Source organism: Secundilactobacillus paracollinoides DSM 15502 = JCM 11969, from assembly GCF_001311135.1.
Classification (GTDB): Bacteria; Bacillota; Bacilli; order Lactobacillales; family Lactobacillaceae; genus Secundilactobacillus; species Secundilactobacillus paracollinoides.
Map to the genome: position 1 here is coordinate 1 of NZ_BBAG01000042.1, position 21,098 is coordinate 21,098.

At 48.7% G+C, this 21,098-nt stretch carries 17 protein-coding genes and 3 pseudogenes; 12 read left to right on the forward strand and 8 right to left on the reverse strand.

Translation table 11 applies throughout. From position 1 onward, the window contains the following. Nucleotides 1–102: 102 nt before the first annotated feature. Genes JCM11969_RS12135 through JCM11969_RS12145 form a run of 3 tightly spaced genes read right to left on the reverse strand, consistent with a single transcriptional unit; the run spans nucleotide 103 to nucleotide 1,599 of the window. On the reverse strand, nucleotides 103–309 hold the full coding sequence (locus JCM11969_RS12135; RefSeq protein ID WP_054711591.1) for a Rossmann-fold NAD(P)-binding domain-containing protein: 207 nt from the start codon (nucleotides 307–309) through the stop codon (nucleotides 103–105). Between the two features lie 12 nt (nucleotides 310–321). Then, nucleotides 322–993 carry an SDR family NAD(P)-dependent oxidoreductase gene (locus JCM11969_RS12140; RefSeq protein WP_054711593.1) on the reverse strand — a complete coding sequence of 224 codons (672 nt, stop codon included), beginning with the start codon at nucleotides 991–993 and terminating at the stop codon, nucleotides 322–324. 54 nt (nucleotides 994–1,047) lie between these two features. Beyond that, nucleotides 1,048–1,599 (reverse strand): TetR/AcrR family transcriptional regulator, encoded by a 552-nt coding sequence (locus JCM11969_RS12145; protein WP_054711595.1) that lies wholly within the window; start codon nucleotides 1,597–1,599, stop codon nucleotides 1,048–1,050. Between the two features lie 192 nt (nucleotides 1,600–1,791). On the opposite strand from JCM11969_RS12145, the gene JCM11969_RS12150 reads away from it, so the two are divergent. From JCM11969_RS12150 to JCM11969_RS12185, 11 genes and pseudogenes are all read left to right on the forward strand, one after another. Next, nucleotides 1,792–2,616 carry an SDR family NAD(P)-dependent oxidoreductase gene (locus JCM11969_RS12150; protein ID WP_054711597.1) on the forward strand — a complete coding sequence of 275 codons (825 nt, stop codon included), beginning with the start codon at nucleotides 1,792–1,794 and terminating at the stop codon, nucleotides 2,614–2,616. Between the two features lie 117 nt (nucleotides 2,617–2,733). Next, a complete protein-coding gene (locus tag JCM11969_RS19225; RefSeq protein ID WP_225353284.1) occupies nucleotides 2,734–3,018 on the forward strand; it encodes a nitroreductase family protein in 285 nt (94 codons plus the stop codon). Next, a pseudogene (locus tag JCM11969_RS19230) lies at nucleotides 3,012–3,218 on the forward strand (nitroreductase family protein); the annotation flags it as partial. The gene JCM11969_RS19225 and the pseudogene JCM11969_RS19230, both read left to right, overlap by 7 nt. Before the next feature lie 309 nt (nucleotides 3,219–3,527). Continuing rightward, entirely contained in the window at nucleotides 3,528–3,953 is a 426-nt protein-coding gene (locus JCM11969_RS12160; RefSeq protein WP_054711599.1) for a GlcG/HbpS family heme-binding protein, read from the forward strand. Nucleotides 3,954–4,253: 300 nt separating this feature from the next. Then, nucleotides 4,254–5,392, forward strand: a pseudogene (locus JCM11969_RS12165) (RNA-guided endonuclease TnpB family protein). 255 nt (nucleotides 5,393–5,647) lie between these two features. After that, nucleotides 5,648–5,983 (forward strand): hypothetical protein, encoded by a 336-nt coding sequence (locus tag JCM11969_RS12170; RefSeq protein WP_054711601.1) that lies wholly within the window; start codon nucleotides 5,648–5,650, stop codon nucleotides 5,981–5,983. A 326-nt stretch (nucleotides 5,984–6,309) separates the two neighbouring features. Then, on the forward strand, nucleotides 6,310–6,849 hold the full coding sequence (locus JCM11969_RS19235) for a GH25 family lysozyme (protein WP_225353286.1): 540 nt from the start codon (nucleotides 6,310–6,312) through the stop codon (nucleotides 6,847–6,849). A 42-nt stretch (nucleotides 6,850–6,891) separates the two neighbouring features. Further along, on the forward strand, nucleotides 6,892–7,419 hold the full coding sequence (locus JCM11969_RS19240; RefSeq protein ID WP_225353287.1) for a hypothetical protein: 528 nt from the start codon (nucleotides 6,892–6,894) through the stop codon (nucleotides 7,417–7,419). Between the two features lie 364 nt (nucleotides 7,420–7,783). Next, nucleotides 7,784–8,938: pseudogene (locus tag JCM11969_RS19245) on the forward strand (MFS transporter); the annotation flags it as partial. A gap of 48 nt (nucleotides 8,939–8,986) precedes the next feature. After that, nucleotides 8,987–9,817, forward strand: coding sequence for a carboxylating nicotinate-nucleotide diphosphorylase (nadC, locus tag JCM11969_RS19250; RefSeq protein WP_056987979.1), 831 nt, complete (start codon nucleotides 8,987–8,989; stop codon nucleotides 9,815–9,817). Nucleotides 9,818–9,991: 174 nt separating this feature from the next. Continuing rightward, nucleotides 9,992–11,206 (forward strand): acyltransferase, encoded by a 1,215-nt coding sequence (locus JCM11969_RS12185; RefSeq protein ID WP_225353288.1) that lies wholly within the window; start codon nucleotides 9,992–9,994, stop codon nucleotides 11,204–11,206. A gap of 202 nt (nucleotides 11,207–11,408) precedes the next feature. On the opposite strand, the gene JCM11969_RS12190 is transcribed toward JCM11969_RS12185, so the two are convergent. From JCM11969_RS12190 to JCM11969_RS12205, 5 genes are all read right to left on the reverse strand, one after another. Continuing rightward, complete coding sequence (locus tag JCM11969_RS12190) at nucleotides 11,409–12,785, reverse strand: sensor histidine kinase (RefSeq protein ID WP_054711603.1); 1,377 nt, start codon at nucleotides 12,783–12,785, stop codon at nucleotides 11,409–11,411. 860 nt (nucleotides 12,786–13,645) lie between these two features. Then, nucleotides 13,646–13,804, reverse strand: coding sequence for a hypothetical protein (locus tag JCM11969_RS17825; RefSeq protein ID WP_156319356.1), 159 nt, complete (start codon nucleotides 13,802–13,804; stop codon nucleotides 13,646–13,648). Nucleotides 13,805–13,816: 12 nt separating this feature from the next. Then, complete coding sequence (locus JCM11969_RS12195) at nucleotides 13,817–15,781, reverse strand: glycosyltransferase-like membrane protein (protein WP_054711605.1); 1,965 nt, start codon at nucleotides 15,779–15,781, stop codon at nucleotides 13,817–13,819. Between the two features lie 338 nt (nucleotides 15,782–16,119). After that, nucleotides 16,120–18,036, reverse strand: a complete 1,917-nt coding sequence (locus JCM11969_RS12200; RefSeq protein WP_054711607.1) for a glycosyltransferase-like membrane protein — start codon at nucleotides 18,034–18,036, stop codon at nucleotides 16,120–16,122. 821 nt (nucleotides 18,037–18,857) lie between these two features. After that, the gene (locus JCM11969_RS12205) at nucleotides 18,858–19,460 is read right to left on the reverse strand and encodes a TetR/AcrR family transcriptional regulator (protein ID WP_054711609.1); all 603 of its coding nucleotides are present in this window, start codon (nucleotides 19,458–19,460) and stop codon (nucleotides 18,858–18,860) included. A gap of 117 nt (nucleotides 19,461–19,577) precedes the next feature. Between JCM11969_RS12205 and JCM11969_RS12210 the strand changes: the two genes are divergently transcribed. Further along, a complete protein-coding gene (locus tag JCM11969_RS12210; RefSeq protein ID WP_054711612.1) occupies nucleotides 19,578–21,080 on the forward strand; it encodes an MDR family MFS transporter in 1,503 nt (500 codons plus the stop codon). Nucleotides 21,081–21,098 lie beyond the last annotated feature (18 nt).

Genomic DNA, 21,098 nt, shown 5'->3' on the forward strand with positions numbered 1-21,098 from the left:
CTCCAAATTCTGATTGAATGAACAAACGTTGAAGGTTAGTTATTATTTCCTAGAATTACCCGGATTTAAAATCAAAGTGCAACAAGTTAGAATTTTTGTCGATTACTCATCTAGCCCTTCAAGATACTGCCACAACTCATCTTCACGCGTTTCATCATAGGATTCATCAGAAGACGGAATCGATTTATTGCCATCCCAATACTCGCCGGATTTAATCGGTTGGTTCATGTACACGTTGGCTAGATTCTTGCTAGAGATCGTCACCGACCGCACGAAATTTGGAAAGACATACCGAAGTAATGACAGCACATTGTTGAAGGCTCATTTGGCAGCTGGCGCATAATTGCGGGCTAACCCGGAATCCTTGCCTGGCATCAGACCAGGATTGAAGCTGATATACGTATGTTTCGGGTCGTGCTTGACTAGAGCATGCACTAAATAAATAACCGCTAACTTACTGGTCGTATAGCGAATCTGCCCTAAGTTGGTGTCGCTGGAATGTTTCATCTCAGCACTTGATTTTGGTTCGTCCGCCAAGGTTGCCGGTGCCAGATATTGTGGATTTGGCATACCGGTAAATTTGTGCCGATCGTGGGTGTCGGAACTGACTAAGATGACCTTAGCATCGCTTGATAGCAGGGGCTGCATGCTGGTCACTAATCGGTACTGGCCGATCACATTGGTGGCAAAGGTGGCTTCAACGCCCTGCTTGTTGGTGGTTGGTTTCGTGAATTGTGCACCGGCGTTGGCGATGATGCCGCTGATCAGCACGTTTTGTTTCTTGACGTTTTCTGTGAATTGCTTGATTGAGTCAGGATCACTAACGTCCAGTGCCATTGGGGTCATGTTTGTAAAGGCATTGGCCACCTTTTGGGCACTGGCTAATTTTCGAGAAGTGATAATGAATGACTCTTCGGGACGCTGGGAAGCTAATAACCGGGTAGTTGCCAGCCCTAAACCGCTTGTGGCACCGGTAATAATTGTAGTTGACATGATTTTTTTCTTTTTGAAACTGATTGGTATCGAAATTAGGTAAATAAAAGGTGGCTACTGATAGGCGGCCAACAGTTGATGAAGTCCTTGTTTTAACGTAGTGGGCGTATTCTCAATGGATTCCATTAAAAAGACGCCAATTGCATAGTGAATGAGCAGATCCGCCAGTTGGGCGGCTTCGATTTTGAGTTCAAAGTGACTGAGCACTGCGGCGAGCGCGTCAGTTTGCGGAATACCGTGTTCTTGGAAATAGGTGGCGGCAATTTTCTCATTACCGTTTAGTGTTTGAAATAGCGTGCTGAGCATCACCCGAGCCGTTTTATTGTTGTATTGGGCGATAAAGCGATCCGCGATGATGGTCGCTGTCTCGTTCAGGTCGGTGAGTGGCAAATCAGACAAGTCCATTGATTTAACAGCCACCAGAGCCGCGACGACAATGTCGTCCTTACTGTGGTAGCGCCGATAAATGGTTGATTTAGCAATCCCGGCCTGTTTCGCAATCAAATCGATCGTGATATTGTCGGGCGTGTGGGTCTGCAGCAGTTCCTGCGTTGCGCTGATCGTGCGCGTTTCAATATTGGCATCACGTGGTCTTCCTGGCATCATCGCATCACTCCCTTGATTTAATATCGAAACTGTGCAGTATCGATATTCGAAAGTCAACTAGAAAGAGTCGTAAGGTCTAAAAATAAAATACCAAACGAGATTGTGTACTATCGAGCAAAGAGCACCTCACTTTTAGCTAAAAGGGGTATATTAGAGGGTAAATGACAACTGTTCAAGAAGGAGTTATCGATCATGGCTGGAAAAACGGTATTTATCACTGGCGCATCAAGCGGAATGGGCTTTGCTGCCGCTAAGTTGTTTGCCGAACGAGGCTGGCAAGTCTATGCTGGCGCGCGACGAACGGAAAAGATTCCTGCTGGCAATAATATTCATGCGCTGCATTTGGATGTGACAAATAGAGAGTCTCGGAACGCATTTGTCGACGAGGCGCTTGAAGTTGCTGGCACTGTTGATGTGTTGATCAACAATGCTGGTTACGGGGAGTTTGGACCGCTTGAAGAGGTCAGCGAGGAAAACGCGCGTAAGCAGCTCGAGACGAATCTTTTAGGTGCTTCGGAGCTCACAAAGCTTGTGTTACCAACGATGCGGTTCCAACGCAGTGGCCGAATCATTAATATTTCGTCCATTGGCGGTGAAATGTACTCCCCACTGGGCGGTTGGTACTATGTCACCAAGCACGCGCTAAACGTTTGGTCTGATACGCTAGATACAGAAGTGCGTCAGTTTGGTATCCGGTCCATTATTGTTGAACCGGGTGGGACTGCTTCATCGTGGACCGAGATTGCGATGGCAAACGCCGAGAAAAATCTCAAACCGGATTCCCCTTACCTGAAACTGACCAATGGTACTAAGGCCTTGTTAAAACGGTTGGGCGGTCAATCGAGTGCTACTTCGGAAGACTTGGCTGAAGTCTTTTATTCGGCAGCGACGGATGTGAAGCCAAAGTACCGGTACTACCACTCACTTGGTGACAATTTTGTGGGGCATTTTGCGCGGGTTCATCAACACCTGTTCAAACACGTGATGAACTTTGCGGTCGACCGACTGATTAAATAGTATTTTCTGAAACAACAATACGATGTTTTTGTAACCGGTTACAAAATGGCTTATACTTGAACTGTGGTTCAAACGTATAGGCCATTTTTAATTTTAAAGAAAAGAGTTGTTTAACTAATGACAGATTCAGTATTAGCACGCCATGCAGTTCGAAGTTTTAAACAGGACAAGCTCACCAGTGAAGAGGTTGATCAATTAATTTCGGCCTTTCAAGCTGCTCCGTGCGGTATGGGTCAAGCAGACGTTACCCAGGCAGTCGTGATAGAGAGCGACGACATGCTGCAACGGTTTGAAAAGTCAGTCAACGACGCGGCGTATGGCGCACCGTTACTGTTCGTGATCGCCACCAAGCTGACAGCCAATTTGGCGAACGAAACGCATCAGTTGCCGCTGAAAACGTGATGGTGGAGGCCACTCGCTTAGGCTTGGGGTCGGTGTACGTGATGAGTGCGGCAATGGCGCTGCAAAAGGATCCAGATCTGATTGCGGACCTAGGCATCGACGACGGCTATACGCCACAGGTCGTGGTGCCGGTGGGGCATGCGACGGAAGAGATTGCCGCTAATGACCGGAGTGATCGGTATAAGGTGATGAGGAGATAGAGCGCGGAACAAGGCGTTTAGAGGGCGGAGTGTAAGCAACTCTGCCTTGTGGAGCGCGTTTCCACTATAGAAGGGGAAAAGCACGAAGCCAGAAGCACTCAGAGGCAGAAAAGATCCTGACTTTTTCGACCAGAGTCCGTTACACAGCCGTTGCCTTATGGAAAGCATGTCAAAAAACGTTAAAAACAACAATAGCGCTAACCCATCAAAGCGGTTAGCGCTATTCTTTAATCACAAAAAAACGAAAATGTTTGTTTTAAAACCGATTCTGTCAGAAAATAGGGCCACCAAACAACTAGGAGGCCCAACATGGCAAATTATTTACAAGCAAAACAGGATATTACGCTCGCGTTAGCGCAACAGTTAGTTTCTGATGGCGTCGACGCAGCCAATCAGGCACACGTTAAAGTCTCAATTGCGGTCCTCGACCTTAGCGGCAATCTCAAGACATTTGCCCAAATGGATAACGCCGCACCAGTTTCCGTTCAGGTTGCCATTGGCAAGGCAATTTCAGCCATTCAGCTCCAGGACGAATCTGGTGTGTTCGAGCAATTTGTGAACAGTGGTCAACCAGCGATGATGACAACACCAGGCGTTTTACCATTGCAGGGTGGGGTGCCGATTAGGGCTGATAGTAACGTCATCGGTGCTGTTGGTGTCAGCGGCTCGACTGGGGATGGCGACTTAGCGTTGGCACGTGAGATTGTTGCTGTGGCTGAAAAACTATTAGGATAGCGTGACCAAAGTTGGATATCCTGAAAATGCGAAGACATGACATTTTTAAACGATGAAGCGGGTTATGTATCGAGTTTCAGTGTTTTCACTAATGTTTCATTTATGTTAACAGTTGAGAAATCTCGGTATTTTAATGCCGAGATGAATCAACTTTTGACCAGTCAAAAAGTTAGCCCGTTAAAATATAACATGAAATAATTAAAAAAATTTAATCCCTTCTTTCTCTGAATCGGTACAAATATCTTATTGTTATGTTAGATTAATCATGATATATTAAACCGATAGAAAGAAGGGAAGTTAATGGTGTTAAAGGGATTCAAGCTGCGACTCTATCCAAATGAAGCACAACAATTAGCCATCAACAAAATTTTGGCTTCAATCGGTTTATTTGGAATCAAATGCTTGGTATGCTGATCAAGCGTTATGAGAATAGTCCGGAAACTAAACTGCTTTCAGCGTTTGACTTGAATAATCTCTTACCGACTTTGAAGCAAGAATATCCGTGGCTTAAACAGGCCGAGAGCACGAGTTTACAATGTACTAACGCTGATCTCATTGGTGCTTACAAGAAATTCTTCAAAGGGCATGCGGGCTTTCCGCGATTTAAGTCGCGGAAATATCCTAAACAAAGCTATCAGTGCAAGATGGGCATCAAGTTTACGGATCGAACCCACTTGAAACTGCCAAAAATCGGCGTGGTTCGTTTTCGCGGTGGTCAGCAGGCGCTGGGTAAAGTTAAAAGTGTGGCGATTCGCTTGACCGCTACTGGTAAATACTTCGCTAGTGTGCTGATCGATACGGATATCACAAAACTGCCCAAAACTGGTCTGAGCGTTGGTATCGATTTGGGCGTGAGTGACTTAATGATTACCAGTACCGGCGTTAAATACCCAACGATCCGTTTCGATAAGCGGCTGGCAAAAAAGAAACATTATTGGGAAAAACGATTGGCACGACGCCGGCTTCAAGCTAAGCAAGAAATAGCGTGCGATCATCATAATCACGTCCCGGAACCTCGTGAGCTGGCTGACTTCAAGAACTATGTGAAAGCTAGACGCATGGTCGCCCAGTACAACGAAAAAATTGCCAATCAGCGCTACGATTACCTAAGTAAGCTGACGAAAGCATTAGTCGAGCAGTTTGATGTGGTCAAAATGGAAGATTTGAAAACCAAGAATCTTCTTAAAAATCATAAACTGGCCCGGGCCATCGCTAATCAAGCTTGGCGAGAAATTCGGCGTCAACTAACGTACAAATGTGCCTTTTACGGCAAACAGTTGGTCACTGTAAGTCCGTACAAAACGTCACAGCTATGTTCAAGCTGTGGCTTCGATGATGGTAAACATCCCTTGGAGATCCGCAGTTGGACCTGCCCTGATTGTCACACTCAACATGATCGAGATATCAATGCAGCCAGGAATATTCTTCAAGGGTCGTAAAACAGACTGAATTGGGCTGGAACGGTCCTTGGTAAAAAGCCGTGACCGCTGCACGATGCTCTTTGAGTAACGTGTAAGTCGGCGGTGTTCCCAGAAGCTCGGTTATTTATAGCCGAGTAGTTCACTTGTTAAAACGTCTTGGTATACTTGAGATAGGCGTCGTGCTGATACCCTGCGTGTTGGAATTTAAAGCGTTAGGGGTGTTAACATGATCTATAAACGGTTAGACCCGATCGTTATTTCGGGGGGGCGAAATTGAAGCAAGAGCGTGGCAGAAAGCGGTTAGAAGGTGGAGCACAAGAGGACTCTGACGGAAATTCCTGGTCTTGGGAATTTATGTCAGAGTCCTCTTGTGTGCAACCTTCTGCTTTCTGGAGCGCGTTTCGGCATGGTGGCCTAAAAGAGCTATCAATAATCGACCTCTATTGGAAATTGAAGCAAAGAGACACTAATGGATGGATTACTACCACCATTTCTAAATTACATGGACTATCTGAAAAGGTTCAGATTTTAGTTGTGCTGGTAGTGTGTGCTGTTGCATTGGCACCGTATATCGTCACGGTTCTTGTTGCTTACCTGTATTGTCGTTGAGACAATAAAAACCGTTGCCTGGACGCAACGGTTTTTAAGGAAGTAACAAGTTTGTTATCGAACTATTAACCAGCGCGTCGGGGTGTTAACCATGACGCTTAAGGTGGGGATTGCAGTCCCCACTTCACCGGCTATGCTTCAAATCTATCGTATTTCAATTTAAATGTAAACGAAAAAGGCTTCACGAAATCCGCATCCAATATCACGCTTAACAGTCAAAACTGGCATAGTCTGGAATCCCAAAACATCGCGGTTTCTTCACTATCAAAATGATGTTAAAAGGTGGTACACTAGCTACAGATTAGAAAAGGGAATGGGGAAATTTTATGCGTAAATTACAGCATTCAAAATTATTATTGCTGGGTGCCGTCATTGCCGGAGTGTTGGGGACGACGTCGGTTGTGACTGCTCATGCGTCACTGACGCCTTCGAGTTCGCAACCGAACACCGACATGGTGGATCTGTCGAGCTGGCAATCTAATTTGACCAGCAGCGACTATCAGAACCTGGCGCAAGCGGGCGTCAAAGCAGTCGCTATCAAGGCATCTGAAGGGACAAGCTATACGAGTCCTGTTTTAGCATCACAAACGTCTGATGCGCAGGGCGCTGGTTTAGCCGTTAACTACTACCACTTTGCCCACTTTACGACGGTTGCTGAGGCGCAGGCTGAAGCCCAGAACTTCATCAATTCTGTTCAAGCAGTGACCAACTCGAAGAACATGGTCATGGTTGTGTATTTTGAAGACAGTGCGTTTTCTGGATTATCAAAGTCGACCAACGATGCTAATTTAGCAGCGTTTGATGCTGTTTTGAACCAAGCTGGGTACAACAAGACAGATTTGTATACCATGGCAAGCTGTCGGTAAAGTTATCGACACAAATGACAGCAACAAGGGGTGGTTGGCACAGTGGCCAGCAAACCCAAGCGGTTCCGCATACCCATCGGCCAACGATTGGCAGTGGCCAGCGACTACCGGTTTAACGGTGAAAATCAAGACTTAGATGTGAGTCAGTTAAATAACAGCTATTATTTGGATGGCGCTACAAGCACACCAACAACCAGTACCACTACGGATAGTTCGTCCTCAACCAAGGCGAGCCAGCCAACGACGACGCTGGTTAAGGTGCCGGCACCATCAACGTCGTCTTATTCGGCATCCCGGTCGAACTCAGTCAAGTTAGTATGGCGCGCATCAATGAAGAAGCACGCTTACCACACCACGGCTGGTGCGCGGTACTCAAAACATTTGGGTATCCGTTACGACTACAATAAGAACCTGCCAAATGTGACCTGGTACACCAACCAGCACGAAAAGTTGTACCGTAAGTCAAAGGGTGATTACATTATCTACTATCACGTGAACACTGCGGATGGCAAGCACGGCGGCTGGATCTGGCGTGGTTATCTTAAGGCTGGGGTTAATCCAGCGAAGTAGAGCGCGGAACAAGGCGGTTAAGGGGCAGAATGTAACGGACTCTGGCAGAAAATCCCGGGTCTGGATTTTTTGCCAGAGTCCGTTACATGGCCGCCCCTTGCCTTGTGGAGCGCGTTTAGTCTCGAGGACAGTAGAAAGCTACTCAAAAAAACCAAATTTAAAAATAAACGCAAACGAAAGTGTCGTTAACCCAATCGCTAACGACGCTTTTTTTGCGTCTACTAAACCCCCAACAACCAAAAAAGAGAAAAATCACACATCCCGAATGAGGTGTCTTGACACCCACCCCATTATCCTGTATGGTTAGCACCAATAATAAAAGTTAAAACGACTTTTATAAACAACTGTCATGGAGGATAAGAAAATGCAGAAACAACAAACAAATCACCTGCTGCTGATCGTGGGCACAGCGTGGTTGTTTGACGCCATGGATGTGGCGTTATTATCGTTTATCATGCCTTTGATCAAGGGGGAATGGCAACTCAGCGAATCGACACTGGGCGGCATTTCGGCCATTACGTCAATCGGGATGATCTTTGGTGCCGTCTTTGCGGGGCGGTTAGCGGATATGATTGGTCGAAAGCACGTGCTGATGGGGACGCTTGTTTTATTTTCACTTGGGAACCTTGCACTTATTTTTGCGCCCAACATCGCGGTGTTTATGGTGATTCGGTTCACAACCGGTATCGGACTGGGCGGTGAGCTGCCCGTTGCTGCAACGTTGCTGGCGGATAATTTTTCGGGTACGAAACGGTCGCAGATGTTGATTCTCGGTGATAGTTTCTGGGCGTATGGCTGGATCATTGCCAGTCTGGTTGCATGGGGATTGATGCCGATCTTTGGTTGGCGCGTGGCTGCGCTGGTCACGGCTGTTGCGGGGGTGTACGCCTTTATTTTGCGACGGCATTTGCCCGAAGAAAAACCGCACGAGAAACAACGCCACGCTGCGTTCTCGGAGATTTGGCATTCCAGTTATCGCCGCCAGCTTGTAGTTTTGGCGGTGCTGTGGTTCATCGTGATGTTGACGTATTACGGCATGTTTATGTGGCTGCCAAGCGTGCTGACGATGCGCGGTTTTTCAATCGTGAACTCAATGGGATACACGCTGTTGATGTCCATTGCGCAGTTGCCAGGATACTATTTGGCGGCATACCTGATGAAACGCCTCGCCCGGAAAACGATATTGGCGGTGTATATCGGCGGAACGATCGTCGCCAGCCTGCTGTTTATTTCGGCGTCATCGGCTATGGTGATCCTGCTGGCCGGCGCCATGCTGTCCTTCTTTGACTTGGGTGCGTGGGGCACGTTGATTGCCATCACGCCAAGTCAGTTCCCGCAAGCTATTCGTGGTACAGGAATGGGGACGGCCCAATCGATTGGCCGCGTTGGGGCAGCAATCGGCCCGTATCTGGTCGGCTGGCTGCTGGATGGTCAGGCAAGTATTCAACTCATTTTCGGGATTTTCATTGGGCTCTTGCTCATCGCCCTGATTACGCTTGTGGCGGGGCTGCATGACCACTCCGTTGAAGATCTTGAAATCGCCAAACCTGTGAAGGGGGCATGGTGCATGCCGCTCAACGTTAACGCGGTGTTGCCGTTACTTCGCGGCTTTATTCGTGAGGATCTCGGCACCGGTGATCTGACGGCATCACTGTTAGAAGGCCGACCAGCGACCGGTCGTTACAACCTTAAAACTGCTGGTACGGTGGCAGGACAGCAGCTACCTGGTCTGCTTTATCACCTGCTTGGCGACGACGCAGCCTACACACCAGAAGTGCAGGACGGCGAAACGGTTGCGGCGGGGACCGTCCTCGGCACTGCGACCGGTAACATGGCCACAATTCTGGCGGCCGAACGCTTAAGTTTGAATCTGATGCAGCGGATGAGCGGGATTGCGACGACAACGCGGACAGCTGTGCAAACCTTGGCTGATGACCATACCCAGATCCTGGATACACGAAAGACAGCACCAGGGTTACGAGTGTTTGATAAGTATGCAGTGCGTTGCGGCGGTGGCCTGAATCACCGAATGGGATTGTATGACCTGGCGATGCTCAAGGATAACCACTGGCACGCGGTCGGGAGCCTGACAGCGGCAGTTCAACAATTGCGGACTGTGCTTGGTCCCGCCAAGAAAATCGAAGTTGAAGTGGAGACTGATACGGAGCTGCAAGCGGCCATCGACGCTCAAGTGGATATCATCATGTTTGATAATCAACGGCCGGACGTTGTGAGGGCATGGCAGCCACGAGTGCCGGCCGAGATTCAAACGGAGATCTCTGGCGGTATCACACTTGAGACCTTGCCCGATTATGCGGGAACCGGCGCAGATTTTCTGTCCCTTGGGTTCCTTACGAATCGGGTCGTCAACCTCGATATCGGGTTTGATCTCGATTGAAAATTGGCCATTATTTCAGCAGAGAATCGGACATTTAATCGCCTGATTGGCAGAACCTATCAATATGTTAAGGTTGCGGAAAATAAATTCCGTTTTTAAGCTCGCCTTAAGCCATCACGGGCATGATAGTTAGCGTGAATTAAAAAATTAACGCTACTAATTGGAAGTGATGACTTGGCGACCAAGACTAAGCGCCCCTATCTGTATGAGGTGGATCTCATGCGGATCATTTTCATCTGCGGTGTCTTGTTAAACCACACGACGTCGACCTTTGAAGGCCGCATCGATAACGCTGCAGCTAGTCAGCTGTTTCTTGAAGCGACCCATTTGATGCTGCATTTTACACGAATGGGCTTTATGTTTATGACCGGGTTAGTGTTAACGTTGAACTACTATAACCGCAAACACGAGTGGTTGAAATTTGAACGAAAACGCTTCGTAAGTGCGGGAATTCCGTACTTGGCGTGGAACTTCATTGTGATGTTTCTGTCGATCGAAGTCGGCGTGAACTTTAGCATGGCTAATTTCAAGGCTGACTACATTGACGCCATCGTTCATGGCAATCAGTTTTACATGTACTATATTTTGATCGTGCTTCAGCTCTATCTTATTTTTCCACTGATTGTCTTGATGTTTAAGAAACTCGTCAATCACCACACCCTGATTATGAGTATTAGTTTTACAGTTCAAATGGCAATCTTGATCTTTATCAAGTATTTTCTGCCGCACATCGATGACAGTCACTGGTGGTGGTGGTTTAAGGCCTACGGTGAAAACGTGCTGACTTACCAATTTTACTTCCTGGCAGGGACGTATGCTTCGATTCACTACAAGGAGGTCAAGCGCTTCATCAACACCCACATTAAGCCAATCGCTTGGATAACGGGGATACTTTCCCTTGGGACGGTGGGGCTCTTCTTCTTTGACACCGACGTCCTTCACCTCTCCATGGGCGCCACCATGTCAGTTCATCAGCCGTACATGCTGGTTTATGATATATTCATGATTGCGTTCGTATTCTGGGTAGGGCTGCGATTTGCGTACTGGCGTCAACATGGTCTCTGGCCATGGATCGACCGCTGGGTCCACAATGTCGCAAAGGTTTCATTTGGCCTCTATCTCGTCCAAACCATTCCACTGGCAATGCTGGCGTTTATTCTGACAAAAATTTCGCTGCCGGCCTGGGCAATGGTGCTGTGTCTGCCCATTGGCTACGTCTTCGTGGTTGCAGTGGCATTCGGCATCTCCTGGTTCTGCTACAAGGTACCGCCGTTTGGCATTTTGATTGGGCGAAACAACCTGCACTTTAAGAAGCGGGTTGAAGCAACTCAGGAGAAGATCACCACCGTGGTTGAGGAGCAGAAATTGACGCCCGAGAATCGAAAATAACGGTTAGGTAGAGAAAAAGGGCTTAAGGGATTCACGCATAAGTCCCCATTGTCAATCAGCGTGTTTTCCAGTATACCCAGCCTAAACGCGAGACAAGCGGTCGTTTTTGACCATATAAGAGGCCCCAACTAAAACCCAAATTAGGATTTTAGTTGGGGCCTTTTTTCTGTGTGCAAAACCGTTTTTCTTCACTCTCCGGTCTTTAACGGAGTTGTGCCATTCTCTTTGTCGCAAATTGAACGGAGAAGACACTCCCTTGTGGGTCATTGTCATCCACAGTCACCTGAGCATCATTCAGCGCTGCGAGTTCAGCCACAATGGCGAGTCCCAATCCAGTTCCGGCAATCGTACCGCGGACGGTACTGCTGCGGTAGAACCGTTCAAAGATGTGGGGTTTGTCCTCAGCAGCGATTCCAGCGCCCTGATCACTGACTTGTATCAGAGTTTGATCGGTAGTTTGTTTTAACGTTAAGGTGATCGAGGTTTCAGGGGCGGCGTATTTGCTGGCGTTATTCAGTAAGTTTGTGATGATTTGCGTCACGCTGGTCTCGTTTGCGGTCAATTGCACGTCTGGGGCAATGTTGGCAATCAACCGTTGGGGCAACAGTGGCGCCGTGTTTTGGGCGAGCGTTGTTAACGAGGCACTCAGATCAAACGTTGTAAAATCCAGGACGGCGCGGTCGGCTCGGGTCAGCGCTAACAGTTCCTCGACTAAGGTTTCCATTTGATGAGATTCATCATCAATGTACTGTACCGATTTGGTAATCACTTCCGGGTGCGTTTTACCGCGGCGTTCAATCAACTGCGCGTGGCTGCGGATGGTCGCAATGGGCGTCCGTAGTTCGTGAGCGGCGTTTGATATGAACTTTTTTTCCTTTTCAGTTTGCTCATGCTGGCGACTCAGCAAACTATTGAAACTCAACGCTAGGGTCGTCGTTTCAGTGGGCTTGTCAGGAACGGGCAGCTGCAACTTTTCACGCGAAGGGTTCTGAATGGCATTTTCGGCACTGTCGGTGAGGTTCGCTAGTGGTTCAGTGAGCCGCTTGGTGAAGAAACGAATGTAAAATGGGCTGATGATCAGGGTTGCCAACAGCACGAGACCAGCAACGAGAACGATCCGTCCCAAAAGCTCAAACTGGGCGTTCATGTTCGTCCACAGTTGGTAGTGGATCTTGTACGCGTCACCAGTGGCGTGGTAGAGAAATCCAAAGCCGGGCTCGTAATAGAGGTGGGTGAAGAAAGGAATCTTATGCGGATGACCATCCAGCAGGCTTTTTGCGCCGGGAGAATAGTAGTATCGAACGGCGGCATCACTGCGGTCGTTATGGACCCGCACGTAGCTCGTCGCTGTGTTTAACGTACTGTTGACCCGCCAATTTTCCCAGTCGTCATCACTGTCAATGTCCCGTTGCTTAAGGGAGTGGACGATATTGGTCGAGTTTACGCTGGTGTTGACCAATAATTGGTGACCCGTTGCCAGAACGGTCATACCACTGGAGAGCACGGTGATCACAATGAGCATGGCGAGAAAACTTCTTAAAATGATGGCGGCGCTGTTTTGCTTCAAGTGTAAGTTCATATCAATACCCTGTGTTGGTGAGAATCAAAGGAGCAACAAACCGCGTGACGAGAGCGATAACGGTGGTAGACACTCGCGTTTCGAGTGGCCCTAAGAAGATCCTGCTGACCGGACATGGTGGTCAGCAGGATGGAAACTGTTGAAAATTTAATGGTAGGTAGTAGTTCGTTGCATTCCGCAATTCGGCAGGCCGTCGTCGTGGCTCGCGACTGAGCTAACTCGATTTCTGCTGCGCAGCTCTCGAGTGGATCTCAGTCGTCTCGCACATCAGTAACCGACCAAAGTACGGTCGCTAACTGATGTCGACACCACGACAACCTGCCGAATTGCTCCATTCCACTGACGATGAGCATACTCTTTACCACTAGTTAAGCATCACATTAGCGTTAAACCGAGTTCGAAGAGAATCCGCCCTCGACCGCTAGTAATCTCATTGACAGCAATGCTTCTCACAATGTGCTAGTCACTGGTAACAATCAATCAACAGGCTTCATGACACACTTATGAAGTTTGGTATCTCTATGATGACAATTACCAGTATCGTAGCGTAGTGGAACCACTCGGCATTGCAGGCCGTGGTGTCGGTATTAGTTAGCGACCGTTCTTTGGTCGGTTACTAATACGGGAGACGTTGAAGAGATCCTTGAATTTCTAGTTTATATTGCGGAAACGTGTTCCGCAGGCCAACTCCCTACTGTGTAAGGTGACTTTGCTAGAAATTCAAGACCGGAATTTCCGGCAAAGTCACCTTACACTCCGAGAGTTACCCGGCCTGCTCCACACTCTGGCCTCAGCCTGCAGGGCCGAACGGCGGAACGAAGCGGCATGAAGCGGTATGAAGCGCACTCAACATTGTCTATCTACCGATAACGGCCATCCTCCTGCATAATCGTAGAGAGCACCTTCAAATAGGTTTTCAGGTCATTGCGCGATTCTGGTTCGTGCAGTTCGGTTGTAATGTTTGCTGGTAGGGCGTGAAGATCGGGATAGGTATTTGTGAATTGACGGGTTTCTTTCATAGTCAAGACCTCCTAAATTTTAACGGCGCGCGTTGCCTGGTAAATAAGCGACCAGCTCGGATGCAGTTGGTTATTGAGCTTGACCGGGTACGGGGCGAGTTTGTAATCATACATTCTAGAAATTTGTAATTTTTGCGTCTTAGTGGTGTTATTGCTGATCTTAATAAGGTATTTGCCCTTTGCGAGGACGTGGTGCACCAACAATGATTTTGGTCCGGCCGTTAACTGGTAGGCGTGCTTTGTTTTAAGGTTGATCAGCTGCCCAGTTAAGTGCGCTTTAGGCGCAGTGGACACAATAAATCGGCTTGCGGAGTGGTTCAGCTGGAGTTCCTGCGTGACCGCTTGATGTGGTTTCACAGCCGTCAGCAGTGCCTTGTACTGAATGGACAATTGACCTAATTGGCCAGAAACAAGTTGAATATTATCGATCAGGGTGAGGGGTGACGTGATATAGGCGGCTGCGACCACGGCCAGAAAGGCGACGGTGCTAAAGACGCGGAAACGTGTTGTTTTTGGCGTCAGTGATTTGATGGCTGGCCGCTTAACCGTACTTAACAGGAACAACATCGGGATCAGGGCTTGACCATAACGGGATTCGGTTTCCCACAATAGGGTGTGAAAGGCGAGATAGCCAACCGCGGTGACCAGTGCCAGGACGAACGCTGTGTTTGGCAAGGTAGCCTGGCGTCTGATGAGTGCCACACTGCTCAGGAGTACTTCCACGTAGAGGAGAATGATGCTGGCACGCATCAGGGCGGAACTTAAGGTTTTGACGGGCGCCGCAATCTTTTGGTAACTTGCGGGGGCCTGAATAAACCCACCTGTGTAGGCAGCTTGAACGTTGCCCACGTTGAGGAGAATGCCGAGCTTGACTGCCCACTGCTTGACGATGCCAACGATGCCTAGCTTTTTCAGCCGAGCAGGGAAGGCCTTATTCAGGTAAGCTTGGCGAGCAGCCTTGGTTGGTAAAGCGTCCAGTTTTTTCACGTCAGCACCGCTGATTCGACCATAGGTGTTTGGATTATAGCCCATTTCGATCCAGTGAGTTGTGGGAATTTCATATTTTGTTGATTCAGAAAAGTGGCTGGTCTGTTCCATGACATGGGTCACGGGAACACTGGCGGCAAACCCGCCGAGCATGAGCACAAATGGCACCAGCAGTTTGACAAATTGTTTTCGCTGACGAATTAACAACCAGCCGCCGACAAGGACGATAGCAACCGCCAGGACGATCAGATTGGGTTTAACGATTTGACCCAACATCACAGCGAGAAAAATGGCAGCACCCAGGACAATCTTTTTGAGTGTGCTGAGGTGCGTCCAGCGTGCAACGACAAAGAAAACAAGTGCGAGTGTAAACAAAATCGGTAAGTCGGAGTAGAAGACCTGCAAGTAATAGGTGTAGGCAAATGAGCTGAAGATAAAGAAGAGCATCGTTGCCAAAACACTGTAGTTGCGAGTCGTGTACTGACGCACCAGCGAAATGATCAGGGCGATCAGACCATCCAACAATAAAATTGAGAGAAAGTGAACTGCCACAAACGTTGACAGATGAATCATTGCGAACAATTTGATCCAGTAACTGAGTAAAATTGCCAACGGCGCGTTATGGGGGCTTCGATAAAAGTAAATCGAATGCGTCCAGGTCAGGTGTCCGCGACTCAGGAGTTCGGCTTGGTTCAGCACCCGATAAGGATCGTGGTAGACCGTTGCTGGTAAAAAGTGAAGAATTAGCAGCTGCACCAGTAAAATGATGCCCATTGTGCCAACAAAGGCCCATTTAATGGTTTGCGGTGAAAATCGGTCAGTCCATTTTTTGAAGTAGGGTTTGATAAACCAAAGGCCCGCCGCAATAGCCAGGACAAGGCAGGATAGTTTGGGGTTTTGAGGAAAAATGACATTGGAAAGAATACCCAGCCCAAGCCCGCCAATCAAAAGGACCGCAAAGAAATTCGTTAAATTAATTTTTCTTAACAAAGTAATCACCTAATTATCGAGTAGTATTGGCCAGCCGGATTGCCGGTCACTTGTGTTAGCATCGGGAAACCTAACAGTGAAGATGACTGTAGTGTAGGCAAAATTGCCGGTTAGAAAAAGCACGCGCAAATAAATGAAAAATGAGAAATTTTCATCATTGTCAGTACTGACTGCGAAGGGCTTATGGGGTGGGGGTTAAATAATTAGAAATTCTCAGAGTTCGCGGGTCTTGACCGCCATATTGGTTTAATTTTTTATCGGCGAGGACTGTCAAAAAACACCCTGATGTGTCTAACTACGAAAGTCAGCGTCAGGGTGTTTTTAGTGAACCAAATTTTTTAGTCCTGTTCAGTGTGTCGCAACAAAACATGATACCGTAAATAGAGATTCTGGTGGCCCACTAACGGGTTCTGATTGACTGGAAAGGCACTTCTAGCCACGCCAAGCGAGGTGTTTTGGTGACCGACGTTGGTGATCTTAACAGTAAAACGACCATTAGCGACACGTTTATATCGCAGATAATCACTTAGGTTCGCTGGCCCGGTGATGTGTGCGACACGGTGACCGTTACGATACAGAGTGACAGCAACGGTCGTCTGCGAATGGCGGTTGAACTGCAGCACGATTGCCGAGCTTGGTACCGTGACTCGGATTCGGGACGTGACCGAAGCACCAGGCTTGAGCCGATAGCGGTCATTATTGTAGTACTTGCCATCAGCTTGTTCGGCCACGATGCGCGTGTGGGTCGTAGTTTGAAACCGCGTTAAACCGATACCGCCTAAAATGAGGCTGATACCAGTGATAAACGGGACGGCATACCGGCCCAGTTTTCTGTTCTGTAGGGTTGCAGGGACTGGTAGCCGTTGTGTCCCAAGGACGCCCCAGAGTAACAGTATCGGCAGCAGTGGTAAGGCATACCGCGGCTCGACCTCCCAGAAAATGATGTGAAAGCTCATGAGCCCAAGGAGACTGAGCGAGAGAAAGCCGTTTTCCCAATTCACTGGCAACGCCGTGAAAAACAACAGTACGAGTAGTAACAGACCGACGTACATGACCTGCGATAGGACGGTTAAGTGATACCCGATCGCGTCTTGATTTGCGAGGTACCAGTGCGGTGCCCTCTGCCACTGATTGGTGAGATTGAAACCGCCAAACGTCCCCGATGACAGAAAGGCGTCACTTTTTTTGACGAGGTGTGTCACGGTCCCAGTGGGTCCCAATTTAGTGAGGCGATGCTCAAGCAGTGTTTTCGCATGAACGTCCTTTGCCTGTTTGGTGGGCAATAACCGCTCCTGGTAGGCATCTTGAAAGGTATACTCGCCGTTAGTTGCTGGATTCCAGCTCATGGCGATCCAGCTGGTCGCCGGAAGTGCAAGGTTAGCGTTAGGCTGATACCCGGCCTGTTTTGCCATGATCTTACTGCCATACAGGCCGCCGCCGAGCGCTAGGAGACAGGTCAGACTTAACGTTACCGCTGTTTTGAACGAAATCTTTCGATGCAACCAGCCGATGCCCATCAGACCAATAAAGGCAATGACCATCACGATCATATTGGGTTTGATCAGAACGCCAAAAACGAGTTCAACAATCAAAAGACCGGCTAGACTATAGCGTTTCCAACCAGTGTGCTGCCGGCTGAGTTGCCACAGGGCTAAGGTGACAATCGGAATCGGAATGACCAGCGAATCTGAGTACAGAAATAGCCCGAAACAGTAAAGCGGAATCGTCAGCAGCCACATACCAGCAAATAGCGGCCGTAATGCGTTGCGATGCCAAGTTTTTAAAATGGACAAGCCGGCCCAAAGTGCGGTGTCGAGCCACATAAAGCGCAACAGATTGAGCAGGACCCACGGCGTCTTTAGGCCAAAAAAGTTGCCGATTTTCAGCAATGCCGTTTGCAGTAATACGAGGTTATTGTTATTGCTATAGACTTGAAAATAGGAGTTCCAGTGGGTCGTCAGGTGACTCGTCAGCGCCACTGCCTGATTTTTGACGATAAATGAGTCAGCTTCACCGGCATCCACGAAACAGATGGCAACAGCAAGCTGCAGCAGGCCAATCGCGATGACGATACCAATGAGCAGCCACTGCTGAGTCCGGGCTGTTTGGCGTGTGAGCCAGTGGGCTGATTCAATGAAGAGACCAGCGATGCCCAGCCACTGAGTGCTAAGGCAATGCGTTGGCCGATCGTAATCGTCGGAAATGTGACTGGCGCGACGATAGCTAGAATCACGATGCCAGCTATAATGATGCAAGAAGCCAATGTAAAGAATCGCGTATCTTCATGGTCACCGACCTTTCATTTGATTTGATGAAGTGCCTTCTTCGCAGGCTGCATTTATTACTGAGACTGGCTGGGTGCACTTTAACGTATTAAAAAGGGATTGGGTGGTAAGTCCGTTGCATTCCGCAATTTGGCACGGAGCTGTAGTGGCTCGCGATGAAGCTAATTCGATTTCTGCTGCGCAGCTCTCGAATGGATCTCCATCGTCTCGCACATCAGTGACCGACCACAGGACGGTCGCTAACTGATGTCGACACCACAGCTCCGTGCCAAATTGCTGCATTCCACTGACGTTGAGCTATCCTTTTACCACCGGTTAAGCATCACAATGGCGTTAAACCGAGTATGCGGAGAAATCCGCTCTCGACTGCCAGTAAGTCCAGTGAAAGCAATGCTTCTCACAAGGTATTGGACACTAGTAACGACTTATTAACAAGTTTCATGACACCACTTATGAAACCTGACCATCTATGCAGACGATTACCAGTATCGTAGCGTAGTGGCGCCGTTCGGCATTGCAGGCTGTGGTGTCGGTGATAGTTGATGACCGTACTTTGGTCATTTACTATCACGGGAGACGTTGAAGATCCTTGAATTTCTAGTTTATATTGCGGAAACGTGTTCCGCAGGCCAACTCCCTACTGTGTAAGGCAACTTTGCCAGAAATTCAAGACCGGAATTTCCGACAAAGTTGCCTTACACTCCGGGAGTTACCCGGCCTGCTCCACACTCTGGCCTCAGTCTGCAGGGCCGAACGGCGGAACAAAGCGACATTTAAGCGCTGGAAAGGTCCTATTGATTTAATGCATGTTCATAAGCCGGAATCAAAACGTCATTGATAATGGTGCTGAGCTGTTCATCCGAAAATTCCTGGTTCACGAACAGATGGTACCGCAGCAGGTCAAACGGCAACAGTTTCACCGCAGCGGGTAACGTCCCAGTTCCAAGTTCGCCGCGGTCCTGTGCCCGTTTCACGACCCGGTCAACAGCCTTGATGTCGATGGCATTCCCCTCGGTGATCATCCGCTGGATCGTGGCACTTTGCTCGGTGCTTAAGCCGTCCATTAGCGTTCCCAGATAGGATTCATCAAAGGTTTTCATACTGATGGTGAATCGTCTCAGCACCTGTGTGAGGTCGTCCGCTAGACTGTGGCCGGTGAGGGTGATCTCGTCTGTTCGACCATGGTTTTCACGCTTGATCTTGTCTTGCAGGGCAGCGATTGCCAGGGCAAACGGTGAGTCCCAACGGCGGTAAATGACGGGTTTACTGGTGTTTGCACGTTCCGCAACTTTAGGAAACGTCAGTCCGGTTAGGCCATCTTCCTCTAAAATTTCGCGAGTAGCCTGGTAAATTGCAGCCTCTAATGCGGCGCCCCGCCGACGAGTTTGCGTCATACGACCCCTTCTTTCTAAATAAGATACTTAAAGTTTCTTATTGACTTTTAGTTTCTAACGAGTATTATAGCATTTGTACTTTTAAGATACTTAAAGTTTCTTATTCAGGAGGATAACATGCAAACTAAACCACAAATTTCAAAGGCAACCATGACCGTTGCCTGGGTGGTGGTGTTCGGGGCCATGGCACCATTACTGGACTCCACCATGATGAACATCGCAATCAACAATCTCGTTTCAAGTTTTCACAGTTCGGTCACGACCGTGCAGTGGACGATTACCTGCTACATGCTGGCAACTGGGGTGGCTGTGCCGTTTTCCAGTTGGCTGATCAACCATTTTGATGGCAAATACGTCTTCATGACGGGGGAGCTGTTATTTGGGATCGGGTCAGTGCTGTCTGCCATTTCACCAAACATTCAGTTTTTGATTGCTGCGCGCCTCGTCCAGGGGTTCGCCGGTGGCCTGATCATGCCGCTGCTGACCACTTTGCTGGTCCAGACAGCCGGTGCCGAAGTCATGGGGCAAATGATGGCAACGGTGGGGTTACCGATGATCCTTGGTCCGTTAGTTGGTCCAGTAATCGGCGGCATCATCATCAAGTTTCTGTCGTGGCACTGGATCTTCTGGATCAACGTGCCGGTTACGCTCATTGCGCTGGTGCTGATTGCCTGGAAGATGCCAAACTACCCAGCACAAAATAAACAGGCAAAACTAGACCTCATTGGGACGTTGCTGCTGATTGCAGCCACTAGCAGTATGATCTACGGGGTTGTGAAAGCCGCCCACACGGCTAGTTTCAGCAACCACACCACGGTAACATTCTTAATTGCTGGGGCAGTTGCGCTGGTGCTGTACGTGCTCTGGGCAGCCATCCGGGGCGACCGGGCAGTCTTACCCTTGAAACTATTTAAGTTCCAGTCGTTTGACGGCTCCGTTATTGGGCTCTTTATTGCTGGTACGGTGCTCAACGGCGCTATGTTACTGCTGCCGCTGTACTTTCAAAACGTGCGCGGCATGAGTGTCATCATGGCCGCCTTAGCGCTGGTGCCGCAAGGAGTCGGGATGCTGATCTCACGGCCGATGACAGGCCGACTCACGGACAGTATTGGCGCCAAATACGTTGTATTGGTCAGCTGTCTCATCACATTCGTTGGGACAATTCCGTTTTTCTGGATCGATCAACACACTTCTTACTGGGTTATCGCAGCCGTTCTGCTGGTCCGCGGCATTGGTGCTGGTGGCATCTTGACACCGTTAATGGCCGATTCATATAGCGGCATGGCGGGCAGCGATGTGCCGGCAGCGACGATCGGATCGCGGATCGTGCAAAATATCGGTAGTGCGTTTGGGTCAGCGCTGATCACCACGGTGGTGACGGCCTTCTCAACGGCGCACGTGAAAACGTTCGAAACTCATCTGAAAGCCGGCCGTTATACAGTGGCCGATAATATGCTGCAATCGTTTGTCCATCAGCATTTAGTGACCATTCGACTCGACGCATTTCAATATGGGTTCCTGATCATTTCAATTGCCGCACTGGTCATTTTGTTACCAACTGTTTTACTTTCTAATAAGATTAAACAAGATGCGCCAAAGCCCGTGCAAAACCGGAAATAATCGTGTAACATTATCGTA